The following is a 25,705-nucleotide window of genomic DNA, read 5'->3' on the forward strand; positions in this document are numbered from 1 at the left end:
ATCCTTCTGTTGTTAGCCTTCGTCTTTTTTGTCGTCAACCAGCGGGCTGGCGTCGTGCTCGGCTTTGATCTCATCTTCCGGCAACGGGGCTGGCGCAACGTCTGGTGTTGCAAAGACCTCCGTCGATACTGCCAGAGGCTGGCCGAGTTTGGTCACGGACAGGCTTTCCAGCTCGTCGACCAGGTTAACTTTGCCCGGAGCGAACAGGTTGATGACCGTTGAGCCCAGCTTGAAGCGGCCCATTTCCTGACCTTTCAGCAGGGCCACAGAACCTTCTTCTTCGCCGGCAGGCCAGGTCCAGCGCTTGATCACGCCTTCGCGTGGCGGAGTAATGGTGCCCGCCCAGACGGTTTCGATGCTGCCTACAATGGTAGCACCCACCAGAATCTGCGCCATTGGGCCAAATTCAGTATCAAACAGGCAGATGACGCGCTCGTTACGGGCAAACAGGTTAGGAACGTTTTGCGCCGTCAGGTGATTGACGGAGAACAGATCCCCCGGCACGTAGATCATCTCGCGCAGAATACCGTTACACGGCATATGCACGCGGTGGTAATCGCGCGGGGAGAGATAGGTGGTCGCGAAAGTCCCGTTACGGAACAGATCGGCCATTATGTAGTTACCGGCCAGCAGCGCTTCCAGGCTGTAGTTATGGCCTTTCGCCTGCAAAATTTTGTCGTTTTCAATTTTACCCAGCTGGCTGATCACGCCGTCCGCTGGCATCACCAGCACGTTCGGGTCGGTATTCAGCGGGCGCACTTCGTCGCGCAGCGGACGCACAAAAAATTCGTTGAAGGTACGATAGCTTGCCGTATCCGGCTTCTGCGCTTCTTTCATGTCGACCTTGTAGTATTTCACGAACAGGTCGATGACCAGTTTGGTCAGCCAGCCCGCTCGTTTGCTCGCGCCCCAGCCCGCCAGGCGAGTGAGCCACAGTTTCGGCAGAATGTATTGAAGCGAAAGTTTAAATGAGTTTAACAAGGTAGCCTCCAGGCCATTGTTTTGTCGTTCCTGATCCGGCATTACGCTGCCGGAACCTGAAAAAAGGGGACGATTTTAGCGACGCTTAGCTTAGTTGTCAGTTATCAGAATCAGAAAAGTTTTTACGCGTTTTTACCTGATCCATGCTTTCGAGAATGCGGTGGTAATTTTCGAAACGGGTTTCCGCAATTTCACCGTTCTCCACCGCTTCGCGGATGGCGCAGCCCGGATCGTTGTCATGTTTACAGTCGCGGTATTTGCAAGCGCCTAAATAGTCATGGAATTCGACAAATCCGTTAAAGATTTGTTCCGGCTCGAGGTGCCAGAGACCAAATTCACGCACGCCCGGGGAGTCAATCACATCGCCGCCGTGCGGGAAGTGATAGAGACGTGAGGCGGTGGTGGTGTGCTGGCCCAGCCCGGAGACGTCAGACACATCGTTGGTCAGGATCTCCTGCTGAAGACCGAGCAAATTGTTAAGCAGGCTCGATTTCCCCACGCCGGACTGCCCTGCAAAGATGCTGATGCGGTCGGTTAGCGCATCTTCCAGCGGCTTCAGGCCGTCTTTGGTGCGGCTGGAAACCATCAACACGCGATAGCCAATGTTGCGGTAAATATCCATCTGCTCATTGACAAAGGCCATGGCCTCGTCATCCAGCAGATCGATTTTATTCAGCACAATAAGCGGTTCAACCTGTAGCGTTTCGCAGGCCACCAGATAACGGTCAATAATGTTGAGTGAAAGCTCAGGCAAAATCGCCGAAACGATCACGATCTGGTTAATGTTGGCGGCAATGGGCTTCACGCCGTCGTAGAAATCCGGACGGGTCAGAACCGACGTGCGTTCATGCACGGCTTCAACGATACCTTTAACCGTTACCCCTTCTGCCGCCTCTTTGCCTGGACGCCAGACCACGCGGTCACCGGTCACCAGGGAACGGATGGTGCGACGGATATTGCAACGGTGGATATCCCCGTCGGCAGATTCGACATCGGCGTGCATGCCGAAGCGGCTAATCACAACGCCTTCTGTCGCTTCGCCAAACAGGTTGTCGTCGTAATCGGGCTTCTCCGTAGTGGTTTTAAGACGGCGCTGGTGATTTGCATTCACGCGGCGCTGCTGCCCTTTGGAGAGTTTATTTTTACTCAATCGCGCTGGCTCCTGGTCGCCCGTAGCGGGCAAAACCTCTATGATACACTCTAATTAATACTAGTTAACCTGCTACTGCCGGTTATGCGAGAAGGGTGGAAAATAACATGAGCGCGGACGAAAACAACCTGATTTGGATCGATCTGGAGATGACCGGCCTTGATCCCGAGCGCGATCGCATTATTGAGATCGCCACACTGGTCACCGATGCCAACCTCAATATTCTGGCGGAAGGCCCAACGATTGCCGTGCACCAGTCCGATGACCAGCTTGCGCTGATGGATGAGTGGAACGTGCGTACCCATACCGGCAGCGGGCTGGTGGAACGCGTGAAGGCCAGCACCCTGGGCGACCGCGAAGCGGAGCTGGCGACGCTTGAATTTCTGAAGCAGTGGGTGCCGGCAGGAAAATCGCCTATCTGTGGCAACAGCATTGGTCAGGATCGTCGTTTCCTGTTTAAGTACATGCCGGAGCTGGAGTCCTACTTCCACTACCGCTATCTGGATGTGAGCACCCTGAAAGAGCTGGCCCGCCGCTGGAAACCGGAAATTCTCGACGGCTTCACAAAGCAGGGGACGCACCAGGCGATGGATGACATCCGTGAGTCTGTTGCGGAGCTGGCGTACTATCGCGAAAACTTTATTAAGCTCTGATTTTGCGATCCGGCGCCTTGCGTGGCCGGGTTTTTGTCGCTAAATTGTTCAGCTTGCCGATTAAATAAGCACTTGAACTGAATTTCAAAAAAATCGCTTTGAGGGGGGTTGCAGCTAAACGGATTTCTCGTATAATGCGCCTCCCGTAACGACAGAGAATTACACGTTACGACAGCAACAAAAGCAGTACAGATTTGCGGGAATAGCTCAGTTGGTAGAGCACGACCTTGCCAAGGTCGGGGTCGCGAGTTCGAGTCTCGTTTCCCGCTCCAAAATTTGAAAAGTATCGCAAGATACGCCAGCACCAGAACACCCAAGCGGGAATAGCTCAGTTGGTAGAGCACGACCTTGCCAAGGTCGGGGTCGCGAGTTCGAGTCTCGTTTCCCGCTCCAAAATTTAAAAGTATCGCAAGATACGCATAGCACCAGAACACCCAAGCGGGAATAGCTCAGTTGGTAGAGCACGACCTTGCCAAGGTCGGGGTCGCGAGTTCGAGTCTCGTTTCCCGCTCCAAATTCTTCTTCATCTCCAGATTATCCACAGCGAAGTGCTTCGTTGGGGACGTATTCTATTATGTCTGAAATACTCTTGTGAACAGAGTTATCCACAGAAACCGTGATAAAACCAGTCTCTACGAAATGTTAGCAGGGTGAATAATATCTTCGTAATTACCTGTAATTTATGAAGAAAATTTGATTTCAAAATGTTATTGAGATCACTTGACCTGTTTGCCAGAGCTGATGGCGCCTGAATTCTTATTTTTATTCACAGCCTGTGAATATATCACACATCCCGCGGCAGTCCTTTTTCAATCACCCTGACCAGGCGCTGTTTCTTCGGTAACTGCACTTCAACCACGCCGGCATTTCGCTTCTCAATTTGCTGCGCAATCGCCCATTCTATGTGCTCATCAAGAAGTGGGTGCTCACCTCTACGGCTTTCGAGCGCCTGAAGATTTGCCTCATCCCACGGGGCATTCCCCAGCGCAACGGCCACATTACGCAGCCAGCGCAGGTGGCCGATACGACGTATGGCGGAACCCTCCGTCACCTTCAGGAACCAGGCTTCGCTCCAGGCGAACAGTTCGATCAACTGCGGGGCATGTAACGCCTTGCGCGGACTGAAGTCTTCTTCGTCCGTCAACTGTGAATAACGGTTCCACGGACAAATCAGCTGACAGTCATCACAGCCGTAGATGCGGTTGCCAATAAGCGGACGAAACTCCTCTGGAATAGCGCCTTCCAGCTCGATAGTGAGATAAGAGATACAGCGGCGCGCATCAACGGTATACGGTTCGACAATCGCGCCCGTCGGGCAGATGGTCATACAGGCCACACAGCGGCCACAACCTTCTTCCACCGGACTGTCTACCGGCAGAGGTAAATCAATCAGTAGTTCACCCAGGAAAAAGAATGAGCCCGCGTCGCGGCTTAAGATAAGTGAGTGCTTACCTGTCCAGCCGAGCCCGGCTTTTTCGGCGATCGGGCGCTCAAGAATAGGCGCAGAATCGACAAAGGGTCTAAAATTCAGCGAAACACAGTGCTGCTGAATGGTTTCCCCGAGCTTTTTTAGACGGTTGCGTAGAAGTTTATGGTAATCACGCCCCAGTGCGTATCGGCTGACGTAACCCAGCGAAGGATTTTTTAGCGTGCGCGCAAAGGCCGCGTTAGCAGGCAGATAGTTCATGCGTACGCTAATAACGCGCAGCGTACCCGGCAACAGCTCGTGGGGGCGGGCACGCATCATACCGTGACGCGCCATCCACTCCATCTCGCCGTGGTATTGTTTATCCAGCCATGCCTGGAGCTTAGGCTCACTGGCAGAGAGGTCGGTGTCAGTAATACCGACCTTCTGGAAGCCCAGTTCAGCACCCCACTGTTTTATTTTTTGCGCTAATTCATTGAGATCGAGGGGCTGTGACATGACGGACCATACTGTGAAGAAAAACCCCGCAAGTATACCACATTCCATCTGGCATGCGGATGACCTCCGTCGGGCCGAGAAAGAGGCCGCAGATAGCCTCGGCATTACCCTTTACGAACTGATGCAGCGCGCGGGCGAGGCGGCGTTTAACGTGGCGCGCACGGCTTATCCTGATGCCTCGCACTATCTGATCCTGTGCGGGCACGGCAATAACGGTGGCGATGGCTATGTGGTGGCTCGTCTTGCGGTGGCGGCGGGGCTGCGCGTCACCCTGATGGCGCTGGAGAGCGACAAGCCGCTACCGGAAGAGGCTGGCATGGCGAGAGAGGCCTGGCTGAATGCGGGGGGCATTATTCATGCGCCTGATATTATCTGGCCCGAGGATGTCGACGTGATTGTTGATGGTCTGCTGGGGACGGGACTGATGCGCGCGCCTCGCGATGACGTCGCCGCGCTGATTACGCGCGCTAATGCGCACCCCGCCCCGGTGGTAGCGCTGGATATTCCCTCCGGCCTGATGGCACAAACCGGCGCGACGCCGGGCGTGTCGATTGAGGCGGCGCACACCGTGACCTTTATCGCCCTGAAGCCGGGGCTGCTTACCGGGAAAGCGCGGGATGTCGTGGGCACGTTACACCACAACGCCCTGGGGCTGGAAAACTGGCTGATCGGACAGGATACCCACATCACCCGCTTTGATGCCTCCCAGCTTGCACAGTGGCTACCGCCGCGTCGTCCCACCTCCCATAAGGGTGACCATGGCCGACTGCTGATTATTGGTGGCGATCATGGCACGGCAGGTGCGATTCGAATGACCGGAGAGGCCGCGTTGCGCAGCGGCGGCGGATTAATACGCGTGCTGACCCGCAGCGAAAACATTCCGCCCATTATTACCGCGCGGCCGGAGCTGATGGTCCACGAGCTTACCCCGCAGGCGATTGAAAAGGGTCTTGAGTGGGCGGACGTGGTGGTCATTGGTCCGGGCCTGGGTCAGCAGGAGTGGGGTAAACAGGCCCTGCAAAAGGCCGAGAATTTTCGTAAACCGATGCTCTGGGATGCCGACGCGCTTAACCTTCTGGCAATAAACCCGGATAAGCGTCACAATCGCATTCTGACGCCGCACCCCGGCGAAGCCGCACGGCTGCTTAACTGTAGCGTGGCAGAAATTGAAAGCGATCGCTTACTTTCAGCCCAACGTCTGGTAAAACGTTACGGAGGTGTTGCCGTTTTGAAAGGGGCGGGAACCGTTATCGCCAGCGATGATGCGATGGGCATCGTTGATGCCGGTAATGCAGGCATGGCGAGCGGCGGCATGGGCGATGTGCTCTCCGGCATCATTGGCGCATTGCTCGGACAGAAACTTCCCCTTTATGATGCAGCCTGTGCGGGCTGCGTGGCCCACGGTACGGCGGCTGACAGGCTGGCTGCTCGTTACGGAACGCGCGGTATGCTGGCCACCGATCTTTTTTGCACGCTGCGGCGTGTTGTTAACCCGGATGTGATTGACGTAGAAAATGACTAATCGAGCGATTCCTTTACCTGATGAACAAGCCACTTTAGATCTCGGCAAGCGCGTGGCGCAGGCCTGTCAGGGGGCGACCGTCATTTATCTGTATGGTGATTTAGGCGCGGGTAAAACAACCTTCAGCCGTGGCTTTTTGCAGGCGTTAGGCCATAACGGGAACGTAAAAAGCCCGACCTACACGCTGGTGGAACCGTACACGCTTGAAAATATCATGGTGTACCACTTTGATTTATATCGTCTTGCGGACCCGGAGGAGCTGGAATTTATGGGGATCCGCGATTACTTTGCCAACGACGCCATCTGCCTGGTGGAGTGGCCGCAACAAGGTGCGGGTGTGCTGCCTGACCCGGATGTCGAAATTCACTTAGATTACCAGGCACAAGGGCGTGAGGCACGCATCAGTGCGGTTTCCTCATCAGGCTGTTCCTTACTGGCGCGTTTAGCCGGTTGAGCGTAGGGATAACGGGATGATTAATCGCGTTAAAGGTTGGGTGCTGGCTGCCACGGTCCTGCTGTGCGCGCAGGTCGGGGCGGCCAGCCTCTCGGATATTCAGGTGTCGAATGGCGATAGCCAGGCCCGCATTACGTTCAGCTTTATGGGCGATCCTGAATATGCTTTCTCACAAATCGACAGCCGCAGCGTGGCGCTCGATATTAAACAGACCGGGGTGATCCAGGGGCTGCCGCTCCAGTTCAGCGGCAACAATCTGGTGAAAAGCATCCGTTCGGGAACGCCGAAGGATACGCAGTCTCTGCGTCTGGTGGTCGATCTCACCGAAAAGGGCAAAACGAAGGCGGTTAAGCAGCAAAACGGCGCCAATTATACGGTGGTCTTTACCATTAATGCTGATGTTCCGCCGCCGCCACCACCGCCTGCACCTGTTGTAGCAAAACGCGTGGAAGCGCCGGTTTATACCCCAAGGCCGTCTGAGCCAGCCCGTAATCCGTTTAAATCACAAAATGACCGACTTACCGCCGTGACCAGCAGCAACACGGTGACGCGTCCGGCGGTCAGCGCGCGGCGAACACCGGTCAGTGGCGACAAAGTGATTATCGCCATCGACGCCGGACACGGCGGGCAAGATCCTGGCGCGATTGGCCCGGGCGGCACGCGGGAGAAAAACGTCACTATCGCCATTGCCCGTAAGCTGCGTGCGCTTCTGAATGACGATCCGATGTTTAAAGGGGTCATGACCCGCGACGGAGATTACTTTATTTCAGTGATGGGACGCTCGGATGTGGCGCGTAAGCAAAACGCCAACTTCCTGGTGTCGATTCACGCGGATGCTGCGCCGAACCGTAACGCCACCGGCGCGTCGGTATGGGTGCTGTCGAACCGTCGAGCCAACAGTGAAATGGCGAACTGGCTTGAAGAGCACGAGAAGCAATCTGAACTGTTAGGCGGGGCAGGCGATGTGCTGGCAAACAGCCAGGCCGATCCGTATCTCAGCCAGGCGGTACTGGATTTACAGTTCGGTCATTCTCAGCGCGTCGGGTATGATGTCGCCACTAACGTACTGAGCCAGCTGCAAAGCATTGGATCGCTGCATAAGCGTCGCCCGGAGCATGCAAGCCTTGGTGTCCTGCGTTCGCCGGATATCCCGTCGATTCTGGTAGAGACGGGCTTTATCAGTAACCATGGTGAAGAGCGTTTACTGGGAAGCGACAGCTATCAGCAGCAAATTGCCGAAGCGATTTATAACGGTCTGCGTAAATACTTTGACGCGCATCCGCTTCAGTCTGCGCCGCAGGGCGGGGCAGCCCAGACGGCAAGCGCCGCGCTGCCGGGTGAAATGACCGCGACTAATTAAGGAGAGTTCATGCCGATTCAGGTTCTACCGCCGCAGCTCGCGAACCAAATCGCCGCCGGTGAGGTGGTGGAACGCCCTGCGTCGGTGGTGAAGGAACTGGTGGAAAACAGCCTCGATGCAGGGGCGACCCGCATTGATATCGATATCGAACGCGGGGGCGCAAAGCTTATTCGCATTCGTGATAACGGCTGTGGCATCAAAAAGGACGAACTGGCGCTGGCGCTGGCGCGTCATGCCACCAGTAAAATTGCCTCACTTGACGATCTGGAAGCGATTATAAGCCTGGGTTTTCGCGGCGAAGCGCTGGCCAGTATCAGCTCCGTTTCCCGCTTAACGTTGACCTCCCGCACGGCCGACCAGCAGGAAGCCTGGCAGGCCTACGCCGAAGGGCGCGATATGGACGTCACGGTTAAACCTGCGGCGCACCCGGTAGGCACCACGCTTGAAGTGCTGGATCTCTTCTATAACACGCCCGCCCGGCGCAAGTTTATGCGAACCGAGAAGACCGAATTCGGACATATCGACGAGATCATCCGCCGCATCGCGCTGGCGCGCTTTGATGTCACCCTCAACCTCAGCCATAACGGTAAGGTGATGCGCCAGTATCGCGCGGTGGCGGAGGGTGGACAAAAGGAGCGTCGGTTGGGCGCCATCTGCGGCACACCGTTTCTGGAAAAGGCGCTGGCCATTGAGTGGCAGCATGGCGATCTGGCCCTGCGTGGCTGGGTTGCCGATCCGAACGCCAGCAGCGCCGCGTTCGCAGAAATTCAGTATTGCTACGTCAACGGCCGCATGATGCGCGACCGCCTGATTAACCACGCTATTCGACAGGCCTGCGAAGATAAGCTCGGCGCCGATCAACAGCCCGCCTTTGTGCTTTATCTGGAGATCGACCCGCACCAGGTTGACGTTAACGTGCACCCCGCCAAGCACGAGGTGCGTTTCCACCAGTCGCGCCTGGTGCATGATTTCATCTACCAGGGCGTTGCCGCTGTATTGCAGCAGCAGGCAGAGCCAGAGTTGCCGCTGGCAAAAGAAGAGCCCGCGCCGCGCCCACTGCCGGAAAACCGCGTGGCGGCCGGTCGTAACCATTTTGCCGAACCGGCGGTCGCGCGCGAGCCGGCTGCTCCACGTTTATCCCCGGCGGGCAACGCGCCGCGACCAACCGGTGCCAACTATCCCAACGCTCAGCCGGGCTATCATAAACAGCAGGGGGCGCTGTACCGCAAGCTGCTGGATACCCCGTCCGTTGAGCATAAAGAGCACATCACGGTTTCACCCCCCTCTCTGGATGGGCATAGCCAGAGTTTTGGTCGGGTATTAACCATTATTGCCCCCGACATGGCATTGCTTGAACGCGAAGGTAAACTCCTGTTGCTGGCGCTTTCCGTGGCGGAGCGCTGGCTCAAACAGGCGCAGTTAACTCCGAGGGTGAATGCCGCCTGCGCGCAGCCGCTGTTGATTCCTGTTCGCCTGAAAATAACCCCTGAAGAAACAGGGGTTTTGCGGCGCGTGCAGACGCAACTGGCCGAAATGGGGATTGAAATCGTACTGGACGCGCAGCATGTGACAATTCGCGCAGTGCCTTTACCCTTACGCCAACAAAATTTACAAAACTTGATTCCTGAACTGATAGGCTACCTGGCGCAGCAAACGACGTTTGATGCCGCCGATACCGCGCAGTGGATCGCCCGCCATCTGGCCAGCGAACATTCGCCGTGGAGTATGGCGCAGGCGATTACCGTTCTGGCGGAGGTGGAGCGCCTCTGTCCACAGCTGGTGAAAGCACCTCCAGGTGGCTTGTTACAACCTGTTGATTTACAAACGGCGATGACCGCCCTGAAACATGACTGATGTAAGTAAGGCGAGCCTGCCAAAGGCGATTTTTCTAATGGGGCCAACGGCCTCCGGCAAAACGGCGTTAGCCATTGAGTTACGTAAAGTTTTGCCAGTAGAGTTGATTAGCGTTGATTCAGCCCTCATCTACCGAGGGATGGACATCGGCACGGCGAAGCCCAACGCAGACGAACTGCGTGCGGCACCGCACCGTTTACTGGATATTCTCGACCCGGCACAGGCTTACTCCGCGGCAGATTTTCGCCGCGACGCCTTAGCCGAGATGGCCGAGATTACCGCCGCGGGACGCATACCGCTGTTAGTTGGCGGCACGATGCTCTACTTTAAGGCGCTGCTGGAGGGGTTATCGCCTCTGCCATCGGCCGATCCGGAAGTGAGAGCGAAGATTGAGCGGCAGGCGGCAGAGCAGGGGTGGGACGTTTTGCACAGGCAACTGGAAGAGATTGACCCGGTTGCCGCAGCGCGGATCCACCCAAACGATCCGCAAAGGCTTTCCCGGGCACTGGAAGTTTTTTTCATTTCGGGTAAAACTTTAACGGAACTGACGCAAACGTCAGGAGACGCTCTGCCGTATCAGGTGCATCAGTTCGCCATCGCCCCGGCGAGCCGTGAACTGCTCCATCAACGAATTGAGCAGCGTTTTCATCAGATGTTGGCTTCAGATTTTGAAGCAGAAGTGCGGGCGCTTTTTGCCCGTGGAGATTTGCATACGGACATGCCTTCCATTCGTTGTGTGGGGTACCGCCAGATGTGGTCGTATCTTGAAGGCGAGATTTCATACGATGAAATGGTTTATCGAGGTGTTTGCGCCACGAGACAGTTAGCGAAGCGCCAGATCACCTGGTTACGCGGTTGGGAGGGGGTTCACTGGTTAGACAGTGAAAAACCACAACAGGCGTTAAACGAAGTGATTGAGGTTATTGGTGATATCGCTGACTGAATGTGTACAATTAAGCCGTATCGTGCGCAATTTTTCAGAATCGCAAGGTTCTAAGTACAAAACAAGCATATAAGGAAAAGATAGAATGGCTAAGGGGCAATCTTTACAAGATCCGTTCCTGAACGCATTGCGTCGGGAGCGTGTTCCAGTTTCTATTTATTTGGTGAATGGTATTAAGCTGCAAGGTCAGATTGAGTCTTTCGATCAGTTCGTGATCCTGTTGAAAAACACGGTCAGCCAGATGGTCTATAAGCACGCGATTTCTACTGTTGTTCCGTCCCGTCCGGTATCTCATCACAGCAATAACGCTGGCGGCGGCACTGGCAGTAACTACCATCACGGCAGCAACGCGCAGGGTTCTTCAACACCAGCGCAGGACAGCGAAGAAACCGAATAAGGTTTTGGGCTGTTATCCACACGGGGAGCCAGGGATCCTGCGTTCCCCGCTGATCTTTTTAGAGAGGTTTACGCTTGTTTGACCGTTATGACGCCGGTGAGCAGGCGGTGCTGGTACACATCTATTTTTCGCAAGACAAAGATATGGAAGACCTCCAGGAGTTTGAATCTCTGGTCTCTTCCGCCGGTGTCGAAGCAATGCAGGTGATTACCGGTAGCCGTAAAGCGCCGCACCCGAAGTATTTTGTAGGTGAAGGTAAAGCAGTAGAAATTGCGGATGCCGTAAAAGCAACCGGCGCATCTGTTGTGCTGTTTGATCATGCGCTGTCTCCGGCTCAGGAACGTAACCTGGAAGCTCTCTGCGAATGCCGTGTTATCGATCGCACGGGGTTGATCTTAGATATTTTTGCTCAGCGTGCGCGTACCCACGAGGGTAAGTTGCAGGTTGAGCTGGCGCAGTTGCGCCATCTGGCGACGCGTCTGGTGCGTGGCTGGACACACCTTGAAAGACAAAAAGGCGGGATTGGTTTGCGCGGCCCGGGTGAAACCCAGCTCGAAACCGACCGCCGTTTACTGCGTGGGCGTATTACCCAGATCCTTTCACGTCTGGAACGTGTAGAGAAACAGCGCGAGCAGGGGCGTCGGGCGCGAACGAAAGCTGACATCCCAACGGTGTCGCTGGTGGGCTATACCAACGCCGGTAAATCCACTCTGTTTAACCAGATAACCGAGGCCCAGGTGTATGCCGCAGACCAGCTGTTTGCGACCCTGGACCCAACCCTGCGCCGTATTGACGTCGCAGACGTGGGTGAAACGGTGCTGGCGGATACCGTAGGGTTTATTCGCCATCTGCCGCACGATCTGGTCGCGGCGTTTAAAGCGACCTTGCAGGAGACGCGTCAGGCGACCCTGCTACTGCATGTGATTGATGCGGCTGACGTACGCGTGCAGGAGAACATCGACGCGGTGAACGTGGTGCTCGAAGAGATCGACGCCCACGAAATTCCCACCCTGTTGGTGATGAACAAGATCGATATGCTGGACGATTTTGAACCGCGTATTGACCGAGACGAAGAGAACAAACCGATTCGGGTCTGGCTGTCTGCTCAGGCCGGGATTGGTGTGCCACTGCTTTTCCAGGCTTTGACAGAACGTCTTTCCGGTGAGGTAGCTCAGCACACGCTGCGACTGCCGCCACAGGAAGGCAGGCTGCGCAGCCGGTTTTATCAGCTTCAGGCGATAGAAAAAGAGTGGATGGAGGATGACGGCAGCGTGGGGATGCAGGTGCGTATGCCGATCGTTGACTGGCGTCGCCTCTGTAAACAAGAACCTGCGCTGGCGGACTATATCGTCTGATCAGAAAGGGGAAGCCTGAAAAATTCGCCCTTGCATAACAAATATGGAGCATATACATGGCGTGGAATCAGCCCGGTAATAACGGACAAGACCGCGACCCGTGGGGAAGCAGCAATAATCAAGGCGGCAACTCTGGGGGAAATGGCAACAAAGGTGGTCGCGAGCAGGGGCCGCCGGATCTGGATGATATCTTCCGCAAACTGAGCAAAAAGCTTGGTGGCCTTGGCGGAGGAAAAGGTTCTGGCTCGGGTGGCAATTCCACTCAGAGTCCGCGCCCGCCAATGGGTGGCCGCGTGGTGGGCATTGTCGCCGCTGCGGTAGTAATCATCTGGGCAGCCAGCGGGTTCTACACCATTAAAGAAGCAGAACGCGGCGTGGTCACCCGTTTCGGTAAGTTCAGCCATCTGGTTGAACCGGGCCTGAACTGGAAGCCGACCTTCATTGATGACGTGACCGCGGTTAACGTGGAGTCCGTCCGTGAACTGGCCGCCTCTGGCGTGATGCTGACCTCTGACGAGAACGTGGTGCGCGTTGAGATGAACGTACAGTACCGCGTGACCGATCCGGAACGTTATCTGTTTAGCGTGACCAGCGCCGATGACAGCCTGCGTCAGGCGACCGACAGCGCCCTGCGTGGCGTGATCGGTAAATACACCATGGACCGTATCCTGACCGAAGGTCGTACCGTTATTCGTAGCGATACCCAGCGTGAGCTGGAAGAGACCATCCGTCCGTACAACATGGGTATCACCCTGCTGGACGTCAACTTCCAGGCTGCACGTCCGCCGGAAGAGGTGAAAGCCGCCTTTGACGATGCGATTGCCGCGCGTGAAAACGAACAGCAGTACATCCGTGAAGCGGAAGCGTACACCAACGAAGTTCAGCCGCGTGCAAACGGTCAGGCGCAGCGTATTCTGGAAGAAGCGCGTGCGTATAAGACCCAGACCATCCTGGAAGCACAGGGTGAAGTGGCTCGCTTCGCGAAGATCCTGCCGGAATATAAAGCCGCGCCGGAAATTACCCGTGAGCGTCTCTATATCGAGACCATGGAAAAAGTGCTGAGCCATACGCGTAAAGTGCTGGTTAACGACAACAAAGGCGGAAACCTGATGGTCCTGCCGCTGGATCAGATGCTGAAAGGCGGTTCTGCACCGGCAGCAAAAGACAACAGCGGTGCGAACAACCTGCTGCGTCTGCCACCGGCCTCGTCTGGCAGCGCCAGCGCGAACACAACGCCTTCTTCGAACGATGGTGACATTATGGACCAACGCCGTGCCAACGCGCAGCGTAACGACTACCAGCGTCAGGGGGAATAAGGATGCGTAAGTCAGTTATTGCGATCATCATCATTGTACTGGTCGTGCTCTACACCTCCATCTTTGTGGTGAAAGAGGGCGAGCGTGGGATCAAGTTCCAGTTCAGCAGCGTCGTGCGTGACGGCGACAAGCGTCCGGTGATTTATGAGCCGGGTCTGCACTTTAAGATCCCGTTCATTCAGTCAGTGAAAACGCTCGATGCGCGTATCCAGACCATGGATAACCAGGCCGATCGTTTCGTGACCAAAGAGAAGAAAGACCTGATCGTTGATTCCTATATCAAATGGCGCATCAGCGATTTCAGCCGCTACTTCCTGGCAACCGGGGGTGGCGACGTTTCTCAGGCAGAAGTGCTGCTGAAACGTAAGTTCTCTGACCGTCTGCGTTCTGAAATTGGTCGTCTGGATGTGAAAGACATTGTGACCGACTCCCGTGGTCGTCTGACGCTGGAAGTGCGTGATGCGCTGAACTCCGGCTCTGCGGGCACCGAGGATGAAGTTGAAACCCCGGCGGCAGACGATGCGATTGCCAAAGCGGCTGAACGTGTTCAGGCTGAAACCAACGGTAAAGTGCCGGTGATCAACCCGAACAGTATGGCGGCGCTGGGCATCGAAGTGGTTGATGTGCGCATCAAGCAGATCAACCTGCCAGCGGAAGTGTCCGAGGCGATCTACAACCGTATGCGCGCCGAGCGTGAAGCGGTAGCCCGTCGTCACCGTTCACAGGGTCAGGAAGAAGCGGAAAAACTGCGCGCGGCAGCGGACTATGAAGTCACCAAGACGCTGGCGGAATCTGAGCGCCAGGGTCGTATCCTGCGCGGTGAAGGTGATGCGGAAGCCGCGAAACTGTTTGCTGATGCATTCAGCCAGGATCCGGACTTCTATGCCTTCATTCGTAGCCTGCGCGCTTACGAGAATAGCTTCAAGAGCAACCAGGATGTGATGGTGCTCAGCCCGGACAGCGATTTCTTCCGTTATATGAAGACGCCGACCAACGCAACGCGATAAACTCAGGCTCGTTTGAGTATTCAAACCACCGCTCTTCACGGAGCGGTGGTTTTCTTTTATAAGGATGAAAAATGAATTCAACGATCTGGCTCGCGCTGGCCCTGGTTTTGGTGCTGGAAGGCCTCGGCCCGATGCTTTATCCGCGCGCATGGCGCCGGATGATCGCCACCATGAGCCAACTGCCGGATAATATTTTGCGTCGTTTTGGCGGTGGTCTTGTGGTTGCTGGTATCGTTATCTACTACATGTTGAGGAAAACGATTGGCTGATCAAAAACTAACCGCAATTGGCATATTTTAGGGTCAAAAAGTGCTGTATATCTGAAAAAGCGATGGTAGAATCCATTTTTAAGCAAACGGTGATTTTGAAAAAAATGGGTAACAACGTCGTCGTACTGGGCACCCAATGGGGTGACGAAGGTAAAGGGAAGATTGTTGATCTTCTGACTGAACGGGCTAAATATGTTGTACGCTACCAGGGCGGTCACAACGCAGGCCATACTCTCGTAATCAACGGTGAAAAAACCGTCCTCCATCTTATTCCATCAGGCATTCTTCGCGAAAACGTCACCAGCATCATCGGTAACGGCGTTGTGCTGTCTCCTGCTGCGCTGATGAAAGAGATGAAAGGTCTGGAAGACCGTGGTATCCCTGTTCGTGAGCGTCTGCTGCTCTCCGAAGCCTGCCCACTGATCCTGGACTATCACGTGGCGCTGGACGTGGCGCGTGAAAAAGCGCGTGGCGCGAAAGCGATCGGCACTACCGGTCGTGGCATCGGCCCGGCATACGAAGATAAAGTGGCTCGTCGCGGTCTGCGCGTCGGTGACCTCTTCGACAAAGCGACCTTCGCTGAAAAACTGAAAGAAGTGATGGAATATCACAACTTCCAGCTGGTGAACTTCTACAAAGCTGACGCTGTTGACTACCAGAAAGTGCTGGATGACGTCATGGCGATTGCAGACATTCTGACCGGTATGGTTGTTGATGTGTCCGATCTGCTGGACCAGGCGCGCAAGCGTGGCGATTTCGTCATGTTCGAAGGTGCGCAGGGTACCCTGCTGGACATCGACCACGGTACCTATCCGTACGTTACGTCCTCTAACACCACCGCGGGTGGCGTGGCGACCGGCTCTGGTCTGGGTCCACGTTATGTGGATTACGTTCTGGGCATCATCAAAGCGTACTCCACACGCGTGGGTGCGGGTCCATTCCCGACCGAACTGTTTGATGAAACCGGCGAGTTCCTCTGCAAGCAGGGTAACGAGTTTGGCGCGACCACCGGTCGTCGTCGTCGTACCGGCTGGCTGGACGCCGTTGCCGTACGTCGCGCAGTGCAGATCAACTCCCTGTCTGGCTTCTGCCTGACCAAGCTGGACGTACTGGACGGCCTGAAAGAAGTGAAAATCTGCGTTGGCTACCGCATGCCAGATGGCCGCGAAGTGACCACCACTCCGCTGGCTGCTGACGACTGGGAAGGCATTGAGCCAATCTACGAAACCATGCCGGGCTGGTCTGAGACCACCTTCGGTGTGAAAGAGCGTAGTGGCCTGCCAAAAGCCGCGCTGGACTACATCAAGCGCATTGAAGAACTGACCGAAGTGCCGATCGATATTATTTCTACCGGCCCGGATCGTACTGAAACGATGATCCTGCGCGACCCGTTCGACGCATAATCTTCGTGACTGCTGGCCTGCGGGGAAACCCGTAGGCCGGATAAGCGCAGCGCCATCCGGCGACCGCTCCTGGATCTCCGCTTTTTCGCCCCGTCTGTCAAATAAATTAGCCGCTAACTATCTGGCTGGTTTATCATCATTAATGAATATCTCTGCGGTTTAACCGCGTTTTCCCTTTTTCCTGAGGTTGATGTGCAGTTAACAAGTTTCACCGATTACGGCTTACGCGCGCTGATTTACATGGCGTCGTTACCCGATGGGAAGATGACCAGCATCTCTGAAGTCACAGAGGTGTACGGTGTGTCCCGTAATCATATGGTCAAAATAATCAATCAACTTAGTCGTGCCGGATACGTTGCTGCCGTCCGCGGGAAGAATGGAGGGATCCGTCTCGGTAAACCGGCACAGAGTATCCGTATTGGCGATGTGGTACGTGAACTGGAGCCGCTCTCTCTGGTGAACTGTAGCAGCGCGTTCTGCCACATTACGCCCGCTTGCCGCCTGAAACAGGCGCTTTCAAAGGCCGTGCAAAGTTTTCTCAAGGAACTGGATAACTACACGCTGGCCGATTTGGTTGAAGAGAATCAACCGCTTTATAAATTATTGCTGGTGGAATGAAGAAAATTTCCACCGGAGCTGACAACGGAGGAACCGACATGTCACAAGATCCTTTCCAGGAACGCGAAGCCGAAAAATACGCGAATCCTATCCCCAGCCGCGAGTTCATCATTGAACACTTAACAAAACGCGAAAAACCCGCCAATCGTGAAGAACTTGCCGTTGAATTAAACATTGAAGGTGAAGAGCAAATTGAAGCCCTTCGCCGCCGCCTGCGCGCCATGGAGCGTGACGGGCAGCTGGTCTTTACTCGTCGCCAGTGCTACGCGCTGCCAGAACGCCTCGACCTGCTGAAAGGCACCGTTATTGGTCACCGCGATGGCTTCGGCTTCCTGCGCGTGGAAGGCCGTAAAGACGATCTGTACCTCTCATCCGAACAGATGAAGATGTGTATTCACGGCGACCAGATCCTGGCGCAGCCGCTGGGTGCAGACCGTAAAGGCCGCCGCGAAGCGCGCGTGGTCCGCGTGCTGGTGCCGAAAACCAGCCAGATCGTTGGCCGTTACTTTACCGATGCGGGCGTAGGTTTTGTGGTGCCGGACGACAGCCGTCTGAGCTTCGACATTCTCATCCCGCCTGAAGAGGTGATGGGCGCACGCATGGGCTTTGTGGTGGTGGTTGAACTCACCCAGCGCCCGACCCGCCGTACCAAAGCGGTGGGTAAAATCGTTGAAGTGCTGGGCGATAACATGGGCACCGGCATGGCCGTCGATATGGCGCTGCGCACCCATGAAATTCCGTACGTCTGGCCGAAAGCGGTTGAAGACCAGATCGAAAACCTGCGTGAAGAAGTGCCGGAAGAGTCCAAAGCAGGCCGCGTGGATCTGCGCGATCTGCCGCTGGTCACCATTGATGGTGAAGACGCCCGTGACTTCGATGATGCCGTATATTGTGAGAAAAAACGTGGTGGCGGCTGGCGTCTGTGGGTGGCTATCGCGGATGTGAGCTACTACGTGCGTCCACACACGCCGCTGGATAACGAAGCGCGCAGCCGCGGTACGTCGGTCTACTTCCCGTCTCAGGTTGTACCGATGCTGCCAGAAGTGCTCTCCAACGGTCTGTGTTCCCTCAACCCGCAGGTGGACCGCCTGTGTATGGTCTGCGAAATGACCATCTCCAGCAAGGGACGTCTGACGGGCTATAAGTTCTACGAAGCAGTGATGAGTTCCCATGCGCGCCTGACCTATACCAAGGTCTGGCATATGTTGCAGGGCGATCAGGATCTGCGCGAACAGTACGCGCCGCTGGTCAAACACATCGAAGAGCTGCACAACCTCTACAAAACGCTGGATCAGGCGCGCGAAGAGCGCGGCGGGATCTCCTTTGAGAGCGAAGAAGCGAAGTTTATCTTTAACGCTGAGCGTCGTATCGAGCGTATCGAGCAGACCCAGCGTAACGATGCGCACAAGCTGATTGAAGAGTGTATGATCCTGGCAAACATCTCGGCGGCACGTTTCGTTGAGAAAGCCAAAGAGCCTGCGCTGTTCCGTATTCACGACAAGCCAACCACGGAAGCCGTAACCTCGTTCCGCTCCGTGCTGGCTGAACTCGGCCTGGAGCTGCCTGGCGGTAATAAGCCTGAGCCACGCGATTACGCCGAGCTGCTGGAATCCATCAGCGATCGTCCTGACGCGGAAATGCTGCAAACCATGCTGCTGCGCTCCATGAAGCAGGCGATTTACGATCCGGAAAACCGGGGCCACTTTGGTCTGGCCTTACAGTCGTACGCGCACTTTACCTCGCCGATCCGCCGTTATCCGGATCTGTCCCTGCACCGTGCGATCAAGTATCTGCTGGCGCACGAGCAGGGTCATAAAGGCAATACGACCGAAACCGGAGGGTATCACTACTCCATGGAAGAGATGCTGCAACTGGGCCAGCACTGTTCCATGACCGAGCGTCGTGCGGATGAAGCAACGCGCGACGTGGCGGACTGGCTGAAGTGTGACTTTATGCTGGATCAGGTGGGTAATATCTTTAAAGGCGTGATTGCCAGCGTCACCGGCTTTGGCTTCTTCGTGCGTCTGGATGAGCTGTTTATCGACGGTCTGGTGCACGTTTCCAGCCTCGATAACGATTACTACCGCTTCGACCAGGTCGGACAACGTCTGATCGGCGAATCCGGCGGCCAGACCTACCGTCTGGGAGATCGGGTGGAAGTGAAGGTTGAAGCCGTGAATATGGACGACCGTAAAATCGACTTCAGCCTCATCTCCAGCGAGCGTGCTCCGCGTAACGTCGGGAAAACCGAGCGTGAGAAAGCGAAAAAAGGTGGCAACGGTAAAGCGGGCGGCAAGCGACGTCAGGCAGGTAAAAGAGTAAACTTTGAGCCAGACAGCGCTTTCCGTGGCGAGAAGAAACAGAAGCCCAAGGCGGCAAAAAAAGACGCTCGTAAAGCGAAAAAACCGTCGACCAAGACCCAAAAAATAGCGGCCGCGACCAAAGCGAAGCGCGCGGCGAAGAAACAGCAGGTGGAGTAATTTCCCCTCACCCTGACCCTCTCCCCAACGGGAGAGGGAAAATATTTATTACGAGAACCATCAATGAGTGAAATGATTTACGGCATCCACGCGGTGCAGGCCCTGCTGGAGCGCGCGCCGGAGCGTTTTCAGGAAGTTTTTATTCTGAAAGGGCGAGAAGATAAACGTCTGATGCCGCTGATCCACGCGCTGGAAGCGCAGGGCGTAGTGATCCAACTGGCGAACCGCCAGTATCTGGATGAGAAAAGCGAAGGAGCTGTACACCAGGGCATTATCGCGCGCGTGAAGCCAGGCCGTCAGTATCAGGAGAACGATCTGCCGGATCTGATCGCTGAGCTGGATAACCCGTTCTTCCTGATCCTTGATGGCGTAACCGACCCGCATAACCTGGGCGCGTGCCTGCGTAGCGCCGATGCAGCAGGCGTGCATGCGGTGATTGTGCCAAGAGATCGTTCCGCGCAGCTTAACGCTACCGCTAAAAAAGTTGCCTGCGGCGCGGCGGAAAACGTTCCGCTGATCCGCGTGACTAACCTGGCGCGCACCATGCGTCTGTTGCAGGAAGAGAATATCTGGATCGTCGGCACAGCCGGTGAAGCGGATCACACCCTGTATCAGAGCAAAATGACCGGCCGCATGGCGCTGGTGATGGGGGCAGAAGGTGAAGGCATGCGTCGTCTGACGCGCGAGCACTGCGACGAGCTGATCAGCATCCCGATGGCAGGCAGCGTGTCGTCCCTGAACGTTTCTGTTGCGACGGGTATCTGCCTGTTCGAAGCGGTGCGTCAGCGCGGGTAGCCTGTTGTGCCGGGTGGCGGCTTCGCCTCACCCGGCCTACAAAAGCATGGTAACGTAGGCCCGCTAAGCGCAGCGCCACCGGGCAACAATCTCACTCCTCTAACGACCGTAAATGGTCATCCTTCCTCAGCGTCATCAGCGCGAAAATACTCACCACCGCCGTTGCCATCACGTAGTACGCCGGAATATCCAGATTGCCCGTCTCTTTAATCAGCCCGGTAATGATCAGCCCCGCGCAGCCCGAGAAGATCGCATTCGACAGAGAATAGGCCAGCCCCAGCCCGGTATAACGCACGCGCGTCGGGAACATCTCAGACAGCATTGCCGGCCCCGGCCCTGCCAGCATCCCAACCAGACCTCCCGCAATCAGCACCACAATCGCTTTAACCGCCAGCGTGCTGGACTCCGCCTGCAAAATTTTCAGCAGCGGCAGGGCGAGGATCAGCAGGAGCACGGTGGCGATAATCATCACCGTCCGCCGCCCGATCCTGTCGCTCAGCATGCCCGACGGAATGATCGTGAGCGCAAACCCAATGTTAGAAATCACCGCAATCAGCAGCGCCTGGTTAAAACCGGTGTGCAGCGCAGATTGCAGATAGGTCGGCATAATCACCAGATAGGTATAGCCCGCCGCAGACCAGACCATCACGCGGCCAATGCCCATCAGGATGGTTTTGAACGTGGCGGCGGTGGTGGCCTGAGTAACAACCGGTTTTTCCCGTTGCTGCACAAAGCTCGGCGTCTCTTCCATGCTCACCCGCAGCCATAGCGCGACCGCACCCATCGGCAACGCCAGGAAGAACGGAATGCGCCAGCCCCAGTCGTGCAAGGCTTCAGGGGAGAGCAGGGCAGAGAGCAACGCGACAATGCCTGCTCCCGCTAACAGCCCGAGCGCCACGGTGAAGGACTGCCATGCCCCGTAAAGACCGCGCTTGCCGCGCGGGGCGAACTCCGTCATCAATGAGACCGCACCGCCATACTCACCGCCCGCGAACAGTCCTTGCAGAATACGCAGGAGTGTAACGATCAGCGGCGCGGCAATCCCGATACTGGCATAGACCGGCACAATACCGATGGCAGCGGTGGCGAGCGTCATCAATACCAGCACGATAATCAGCGTCGGTTTGCGGCCAATCCTGTCGCCAATGCGGCCAAAGACCACCGCACCCAGCGGACGGAAGAAGAAAGCGATGGCGAACGAGGCCCAGGTAAGGATCAGGCTGGTGAGCTCCGCTTCCCCCTCAAGCTGGAAGAAGTTTCTGGCAATCACCGTTGCCAGAAAACCGTAGACCGCAAATTCATACCACTCGATGAAATTACCGATGGAGCCTGCAATTAATGCACGCTTGTGCGCATCCTGTTGCATAACGATCCTCACAAAAACGGGGTAAGAATAAATTATTCAGTATTAGTGAAGTAATGAAATAGTTTATTCTTATGTTCTGTGAGCTATTTCACGAATGATATCAACACGATCGTCATCGTGTGACCCCCCTCCCATGCAGCGTGCATGCCCTCTGTCCATACTTACCTTTATTGCCAATGAAAGGAGGGAGACAGCATGCACTGGCAGACACATACCGTTTTTAATCAACCTGCACCGCTATCGAACAGCAACCTTTTTCTCTCTGATTGCGCCCTGCGCGATGCGGTAGCGCGCGAAGGGGCTGAATGGGATGTGGATCTTCTTGCCAGCATCGGACAGCAGTTGGGTACGGCGGAGTCGCTGGAGCTGGGCAGGCTGGCGAACGTTAATCCGCCGGAGCTGCTGCGTTATGACGCCACGGGAGTGCGGCTGGACGACGTCCGCTTTCATCCGGCATGGCATCTTCTGATGCAGGGGCTTTGCGCCAACCGGGTGCACAACCTGGCGTGGGAGGAGGAGGCGCGGAAAGGATCGTTCGTCGCCAGGGCCGCGCGTTTTGTGCTGCATGCTCAGGTGGAGGCGGGAACGCTATGCCCGGTGACCATGACCTTTGCGGCCACGCCGCTGTTGCTACAGTCGCTACCCAAACCGTTTCACGACTGGTTAACGCCGCTGATGAGCGATCGCTACGATCCCCATCTCGCACCGGGGGCGCAAAAGCGCGGCCTGCTGATCGGCATGGGGATGACGGAAAAGCAGGGCGGTTCGGACGTACTCAGTAATACCACCAAAGCAGAGAAATGCAGTGATGGCAGTTACCGGCTGGTGGGGCACAAATGGTTTTTCTCCGTGCCGCAGAGCGATGCGCATCTGGTGCTCGCGCAGGCGAAGGGCGGGTTGTCCTGCTTTTTTGTCCCGCGTTTCTTACCCGACGGGCAACGCAATGCCGTGCGCCTTGAGCGTCTGAAGGACAAGCTCGGTAACCGTTCAAATGCCAGCAGTGAGGCTGAGTTCCTTGATGCTTACGGCTGGCTGCTGGGCGAAGAGGGTGAAGGTGTCCGGCAAATTCTGAAGATGGGCGGGCTGACGCGCTTTGACTGCGCGCTTGGTAGCCACGGACTGATGCGCCGTGCGCTCTCGGTGGCGCTTTATCATGCCCATCAGCGGCAGACCTTCGGCAAAAATCTTATCGACCAGCCGTTAATGCGCGACGTGCTAAGCCGTATGGCGCTGGTGCTGGAGGGACACACGGCACTGCTGTTCCGACTCGCCCGGGCGTGGGATAACCGCACCGACCCGCAGGAAGCCGCATGGGCGCGGCTATTCACTCCGGCGGCAAAATACAGCGTCTGCAAAGCAGGCATACCGTTTGTGGCAGAGGCAATGGAGGTGCTGGGCGGCGCAGGCTATTGCGAAGAGAGTGAGCTTCCGCGGTTGTACCGTGAAATGCCCGTCAACAGCATCTGGGAAGGCTCTGGCAATATAATGTGCCTGGATGTACTGCGCGTACTGGCGAAGCAGTCGGGCATTCTCGACCTGCTCGCCGATGATTTCGCGCAGGTAAAAGGCCAGGACAGGCACTTCGATCGCAGCTGGCGGCAGCTACAGCAGAAGCTGCGTAAACCGCAGGAAGCGCAGGGCAGGGAGATCGCGCGGCAGCTCTTTTTACTCGGGGCCGGAAGCCAGATGCTGCGGCACGCAACGCCGCCCGTGGCGCAGGCGTGGTGCCGCATGATGCTGGATACCCGGGGCGGCACGCTGATGAGCGAACAGGTGCAAAACGACCTGCTGCTGCGCGCCACGGGCCGGGTCGGTTAAGCTTTAAGCTGGAACAGGCTCACCAGCCGGGTGAGATGTGAACCCTTCTCGCGCAGCGTCTGCGCCGTCTGCTCGCTGCGTGAGATACGATCAGCATTGATGTGCGATGCCTCACCGATGTGCGTCATCGCCAGATTCACCTGACCAATCCCCGCAGACTGCTCGCGGGAGGCGTAGTTGATCTCGGTAACAAGCTGGCTGATGTTATCGATATGAACAATGATGGCATCCATCGCCAGACGCGTCTGCTCAGAAAGCGCATGGCCTTCGCTCACCTTGTTCAGCGTGTCGCCAATCAGCTGCTCAATCTCTTTTACCGCGTTGGCGCTGCGTGCGGCCAGGGCGCGCACCTCTTGCGCCACCACTGCGAAACCTTTCCCGTGCTCGCCCGCCCGCGCCGCTTCAACCGCCGCATTGAGCGCCAGGATATTGGTCTGGAAAGCGATGGACTCAATCACGCGGGTGATGTCTTCAATGCGTTTCGATGCATCACGAATATCATCCATGGTGGAAACTGCGTGGGTCACCGTCTCTCCACCCTGATGCACCGCGCGCGAGGTTTCACCCACTAGCTGCTGAGTTTGCTCCATGTTGGCGGCATTTTGCTGCACGGTGGCGGCTAATTGCTCCATGCTGGCGGAGGTCTCCTCAACGCTGCTGGCCTGTTTGTTGATCTGTTCAGAGATCTCGCCGGTATCTGAAGCCAGCGCGTTAGTCCCCAGATGGATTTCGCTTGCGGCCTCGCGGACCTGCAACACAATTTTTTGCAGGCCGCCCCCGATCCCGTTGATGGCATCAATCAGCTGGCCGACCTCATCCTGGCGGGTTACCGGCAGGCTGGCGCGCAGATCGCCTGCGGCATACTGCCGGGCAAGCGCGATCACTGCGCGCAGTGGGCGGGTTAGCATCCGGCGAATGAGGATAACGAACAGGCCCGCGAAGAGCGCGGATAGCACCACGCCCGCCATCAGGAAGCGATCGCGCAGCGTGGTGACGCTTGAAAGCAGTACGGCTTTATCCACTTCACCCACGATGGTCCAGTTCCAGCCCGGCAGCGGCGTGTAGGCGACTTTGAGCGTACGGCCATCCGCGCTCACGCGTTCCAGCGTGCCGGCTTTATCACTCAGAAGCTGCTGCTGTGTCGCCGTGTCCCAGTTGGGCAGTTTGCCCTCTTCGCTGGCATGGAACAGATACTGTCCGCGCGTTTTACCGCTGCTGCGATCCAGTACAAAGAAGTGACCGCTCTTGCCCAGACGACGGTTAAGGATTTTCTCGCGCATGACGTTCCAGGAATGGGTGATGTCGACGCCAACAAAGATAATCCCGATAACCTGGCCTTCCGCATTTTTAACAGGCTGGTACTGCGTGATATAGCGCTTGCCGAACAGCAGCGCGAGGCCGCGATAGACCTCCCCTTTGGTGACAGCCGCAAATGCCGGGCTGGTGGTATCAAGAACGGTTCCGATGGCGCGGTCGCCATTCTCTTTGCGCAGCGACGTGGCCACGCGGATAAAATCGTTACCGCTGCGGACAAACAGCGTCGAGATGGCCCCCGTTCGGCTCAGGAAGTCATCAGAAAGCGTATTGTTTTCATGCAACTCCGTTTCACCGCCCTTCAGCAGAGGAACGGTAAGGCCGTTAATGGTCCGGCTCTGGCTGCTGTCGCTGTTCAATGGCTGTGGCAAAAAGGTGGTGAACAGGCGGGTATAGCTCTCGACCTCTTCGCTCAGGCTGGTGTTGAACATCTCTACCATATCCACCATGCCGGTAGACTGGTTATGCAGGTCTTCAACCGCAAGATCTTCAAGCTGCTGGCTGGCGTTGTGGCTCAACAGAAAAGTGAACAGCAAAAAAAGCGTGGCGACACTGGCACCTGTTAGCAGCGATAGCTTCGTGCCCAGACCTGCCCGGCGGAAAAAGGTGATCATAAATTGCTCATTATTGAAAAGTGATGGCTGTTCAACGGCAGAGCAGAGATAACGTTTACCTTTTTAATGTAACTTAATGTTACATTTTTGTTTTCGTTAGGTTTTTAGGGAG

General features: G+C 56.2%; 21 protein-coding genes and 3 tRNA genes. 19 read left to right on the forward strand and 5 right to left on the reverse strand.

Annotated features, from left to right (window positions below):
- Positions 1-12: 12 nt before the first annotated feature.
- Positions 13-981, reverse strand: coding sequence for an archaetidylserine decarboxylase (gene asd, locus RY075_RS02645; RefSeq protein WP_003855963.1), 969 nt, complete (start codon positions 979-981; stop codon positions 13-15).
- Between the two features lie 97 nt (positions 982-1,078).
- Positions 1,079-2,131 (reverse strand): small ribosomal subunit biogenesis GTPase RsgA, encoded by a 1,053-nt coding sequence (gene rsgA, locus RY075_RS02650; protein WP_003855964.1) that lies wholly within the window; start codon positions 2,129-2,131, stop codon positions 1,079-1,081.
- Positions 2,132-2,238: 107 nt separating this feature from the next.
- Here rsgA and orn point away from each other — a divergent pair, with 107 nt between their 5' ends.
- The 4 genes from orn to RY075_RS02670 all read left to right on the forward strand — a co-directional run bounded on the left by orn (position 2,239) and on the right by RY075_RS02670 (position 3,298).
- Entirely contained in the window at positions 2,239-2,784 is a 546-nt protein-coding gene (gene orn, locus RY075_RS02655) for an oligoribonuclease (RefSeq protein ID WP_003855965.1), read from the forward strand.
- A 196-nt stretch (positions 2,785-2,980) separates the two neighbouring features.
- Positions 2,981-3,056, forward strand: a tRNA-Gly gene (locus tag RY075_RS02660).
- A 45-nt stretch (positions 3,057-3,101) separates the two neighbouring features.
- Positions 3,102-3,177 (forward strand) — tRNA-Gly (locus tag RY075_RS02665).
- A gap of 45 nt (positions 3,178-3,222) precedes the next feature.
- Positions 3,223-3,298: transfer RNA gene (locus RY075_RS02670), tRNA-Gly, on the forward strand.
- Between the two features lie 270 nt (positions 3,299-3,568).
- On the opposite strand, the gene queG is transcribed toward RY075_RS02670, so the two are convergent.
- Positions 3,569-4,708 (reverse strand): tRNA epoxyqueuosine(34) reductase QueG, encoded by a 1,140-nt coding sequence (gene queG / locus RY075_RS02675; protein ID WP_003855966.1) that lies wholly within the window; start codon positions 4,706-4,708, stop codon positions 3,569-3,571.
- On the opposite strand from queG, the gene nnr reads away from it, so the two are divergent.
- The 14 genes from nnr to rlmB all read left to right on the forward strand — a co-directional run bounded on the left by nnr (position 4,707) and on the right by rlmB (position 20,481).
- Entirely contained in the window at positions 4,707-6,230 is a 1,524-nt protein-coding gene (gene nnr, locus RY075_RS02680; RefSeq protein WP_032628017.1) for a bifunctional ADP-dependent NAD(P)H-hydrate dehydratase/NAD(P)H-hydrate epimerase, read from the forward strand. The genes queG and nnr overlap by 2 nt on opposite strands.
- On the forward strand, positions 6,223-6,684 hold the full coding sequence (gene tsaE / locus RY075_RS02685; protein WP_003855970.1) for a tRNA (adenosine(37)-N6)-threonylcarbamoyltransferase complex ATPase subunit type 1 TsaE: 462 nt from the start codon (positions 6,223-6,225) through the stop codon (positions 6,682-6,684). The genes nnr and tsaE overlap by 8 nt, the downstream gene beginning before the upstream one ends.
- A gap of 16 nt (positions 6,685-6,700) precedes the next feature.
- Complete coding sequence (amiB, locus tag RY075_RS02690) at positions 6,701-8,044, forward strand: N-acetylmuramoyl-L-alanine amidase AmiB (protein WP_023315257.1); 1,344 nt, start codon at positions 6,701-6,703, stop codon at positions 8,042-8,044.
- A 9-nt stretch (positions 8,045-8,053) separates the two neighbouring features.
- Positions 8,054-9,898: a DNA mismatch repair endonuclease MutL gene (gene mutL, locus RY075_RS02695; RefSeq protein WP_232967437.1), complete on the forward strand. Its 1,845-nt coding sequence runs from the start codon at positions 8,054-8,056 to the stop codon at positions 9,896-9,898.
- On the forward strand, positions 9,891-10,841 hold the full coding sequence (gene miaA / locus RY075_RS02700; RefSeq protein ID WP_023299133.1) for a tRNA (adenosine(37)-N6)-dimethylallyltransferase MiaA: 951 nt from the start codon (positions 9,891-9,893) through the stop codon (positions 10,839-10,841). The genes mutL and miaA overlap by 8 nt, the downstream gene beginning before the upstream one ends.
- An 85-nt stretch (positions 10,842-10,926) precedes the next feature.
- Entirely contained in the window at positions 10,927-11,238 is a 312-nt protein-coding gene (hfq, locus tag RY075_RS02705; RefSeq protein WP_003855990.1) for an RNA chaperone Hfq, read from the forward strand.
- 74 nt (positions 11,239-11,312) lie between these two features.
- On the forward strand, positions 11,313-12,593 hold the full coding sequence (gene hflX, locus RY075_RS02710; protein ID WP_003855991.1) for a ribosome rescue GTPase HflX: 1,281 nt from the start codon (positions 11,313-11,315) through the stop codon (positions 12,591-12,593).
- Positions 12,594-12,649: 56 nt separating this feature from the next.
- Positions 12,650-13,909 carry an FtsH protease activity modulator HflK gene (gene hflK, locus RY075_RS02715; protein WP_003855992.1) on the forward strand — a complete coding sequence of 420 codons (1,260 nt, stop codon included), beginning with the start codon at positions 12,650-12,652 and terminating at the stop codon, positions 13,907-13,909.
- Between the two features lie 2 nt (positions 13,910-13,911).
- Positions 13,912-14,916, forward strand: a complete 1,005-nt coding sequence (gene hflC / locus RY075_RS02720; RefSeq protein ID WP_003855994.1) for a protease modulator HflC — start codon at positions 13,912-13,914, stop codon at positions 14,914-14,916.
- 71 nt (positions 14,917-14,987) lie between these two features.
- Positions 14,988-15,185, forward strand: coding sequence for a DUF2065 domain-containing protein (locus tag RY075_RS02725; RefSeq protein ID WP_003855996.1), 198 nt, complete (start codon positions 14,988-14,990; stop codon positions 15,183-15,185).
- 104 nt (positions 15,186-15,289) lie between these two features.
- On the forward strand, positions 15,290-16,588 hold the full coding sequence (locus RY075_RS02730) for an adenylosuccinate synthase (RefSeq protein WP_032628076.1): 1,299 nt from the start codon (positions 15,290-15,292) through the stop codon (positions 16,586-16,588).
- Positions 16,589-16,780: 192 nt separating this feature from the next.
- Positions 16,781-17,206, forward strand: coding sequence for a nitric oxide-sensing transcriptional repressor NsrR (gene nsrR, locus RY075_RS02735; RefSeq protein WP_003855998.1), 426 nt, complete (start codon positions 16,781-16,783; stop codon positions 17,204-17,206).
- 38 nt (positions 17,207-17,244) lie between these two features.
- The gene (gene rnr, locus RY075_RS02740; RefSeq protein ID WP_338628125.1) at positions 17,245-19,686 is read left to right on the forward strand and encodes a ribonuclease R; all 2,442 of its coding nucleotides are present in this window, start codon (positions 17,245-17,247) and stop codon (positions 19,684-19,686) included.
- A 63-nt stretch (positions 19,687-19,749) separates the two neighbouring features.
- Complete coding sequence (gene rlmB / locus RY075_RS02745) at positions 19,750-20,481, forward strand: 23S rRNA (guanosine(2251)-2'-O)-methyltransferase RlmB (RefSeq protein ID WP_003856001.1); 732 nt, start codon at positions 19,750-19,752, stop codon at positions 20,479-20,481.
- Positions 20,482-20,572: 91 nt separating this feature from the next.
- Here the strand turns inward: rlmB and RY075_RS02750 are convergent, their stop codons facing one another.
- Positions 20,573-21,847, reverse strand: a complete 1,275-nt coding sequence (locus tag RY075_RS02750; protein ID WP_032661264.1) for an MFS transporter — start codon at positions 21,845-21,847, stop codon at positions 20,573-20,575.
- Positions 21,848-22,042: 195 nt separating this feature from the next.
- Here RY075_RS02750 and RY075_RS02755 point away from each other — a divergent pair, with 195 nt between their 5' ends.
- Positions 22,043-23,665: an isovaleryl-CoA dehydrogenase gene (locus RY075_RS02755; protein ID WP_032661267.1), complete on the forward strand. Its 1,623-nt coding sequence runs from the start codon at positions 22,043-22,045 to the stop codon at positions 23,663-23,665.
- On the opposite strand, the gene RY075_RS02760 is transcribed toward RY075_RS02755, so the two are convergent.
- Positions 23,662-25,593, reverse strand: a complete 1,932-nt coding sequence (locus RY075_RS02760) for a Cache 3/Cache 2 fusion domain-containing protein (protein WP_338628128.1) — start codon at positions 25,591-25,593, stop codon at positions 23,662-23,664. The genes RY075_RS02755 and RY075_RS02760 overlap by 4 nt on opposite strands.
- Positions 25,594-25,705 lie beyond the last annotated feature (112 nt).

The organism is Enterobacter sp. JJBC, from assembly GCF_036936505.1.
GTDB classification, from domain to species: Bacteria; Pseudomonadota; Gammaproteobacteria; order Enterobacterales; family Enterobacteriaceae; genus Enterobacter; species Enterobacter hormaechei_C.